This is a genomic window from Mucilaginibacter sp. OK098, from assembly GCF_900142915.1.
Taxonomy (GTDB): domain Bacteria; phylum Bacteroidota; class Bacteroidia; order Sphingobacteriales; family Sphingobacteriaceae; genus Mucilaginibacter.
The window spans coordinates 1-1,334 of the sequence record NZ_FRCM01000022.1; the positions used below are offsets into that span (position 1 = coordinate 1).

Here is a 1,334-nt window from a genome sequence, read left to right on the forward strand (position 1 = left end):
GACAAGCCGGGCAAGATCTACACCCGCCACGGTGGCTTTATTGACAATGTAGACCAGTTTGACTCCAAATTCTTTGGCATTGCACCTCGTGAAGTGGAGGCAATGGACCCTCAGCAGCGTTTATTGCTGGAGGTAAGCTGGGAGGCGCTTGAAAATGCAGGGATCCAGCCTGATCATTTAAATAATACGCCAACAGGGATCTTTGTAGGCATAGGACAAAATGATTATGGACAGTTAGAATTAACTGGTGAAGATGAAAAGATAAAAGTATATTCAGGAACAGGCAATGGATTTTGTTTTGCAGCAGGGCGCATTTCCTATTTTCTAGGTACACAGGGACCGTCCATCAGTATTGACACGGCCTGCTCTTCATCACTGGTAACGGTAAATATGGCTTGCCAAAGCCTCAGGAACGGCGAAAGCAATTTGGCGCTGGCTGGTGGGGTACAGCTTATGCTTACCCCTAAAATCACAATTTTCCTTTCCCGGTCAAGGGCGCTGTCACCTGATGGTAAATGCAAAACTTTTTCTGATGACGCTAATGGGTACGGACGAGGGGAAGGCTGCGGTATGGTAGTGTTAAAAAGACTATCGGACGCTATTGCCGATGGAGATAATGTGCTCGCCATAATCAGGCAAACAGCCGTAAACCACGACGGTAAAACCAGCGGGCTTACAGTTCCGAATGGTAAGGCACAGGAAACATTAATTAATAAAATCCTAAAAGACGCAAATATTGATCCGCTGGATGTGGGTTACATTGAAGCGCATGGCACAGGTACATCACTTGGTGACCCGATTGAAATAGAAGCGATCAATAAAATATTTGGTAAAGGCCGGATGGTAGATAACCCCTTATATGTAGGTTCGGTAAAGAGTAATATCGGTCACCTGGAACCTGCGGCAGGCATAGCTAGTTTAATTAAGGTGGTGCTTTCCCTTCAACACAAAAAAATTCCATCCAGCCTTCATTGCCAGAATTTGAACTCATTAATACCATGGGAAAAGATGCCTATAAAAGTAGTTGGTAAAACCATTGATTGGAAATCTATTAACGGGAAACGGATAGCAGGTATCAGCTCCTTTGGCTTAAGCGGGACAAATGCGCACGTACTTATTGAAGAGTCGCCTTTAGATGTTAATTGAAAATGCTGCAATAAAATGGAGAATAAAATAAAAGAAAATATTTCACCAGTTAATCTGCTTTTACCTATCTCGGGTCGTGATATGGGAAGTTTGCGGGATTTAGCGGAGCGCTATGTAAGCTATTTAGAGGGCGTTGGCGGAGTGGTGGATTTGAGCTCGGTATGCTATACAGCAGGCGCAGGGCGGAG

The 1,334-nt window shown here is 44.6% G+C and carries 2 protein-coding genes; both read left to right on the plus strand.

Translation table 11 applies throughout. The features are described 5' to 3' along the window. The coding region (locus BUE31_RS30485) for a type I polyketide synthase (RefSeq protein ID WP_143167320.1) at window positions 1-1,146 on the plus strand (1,146 nt) is incomplete at its 5' end. Between the two features lie 15 nt (window positions 1,147-1,161). Continuing rightward, a partial coding sequence (locus BUE31_RS31750; RefSeq protein WP_159440775.1) for a CurL C-terminal domain-containing protein occupies window positions 1,162-1,334 on the plus strand: 173 nt, incomplete at its 3' end.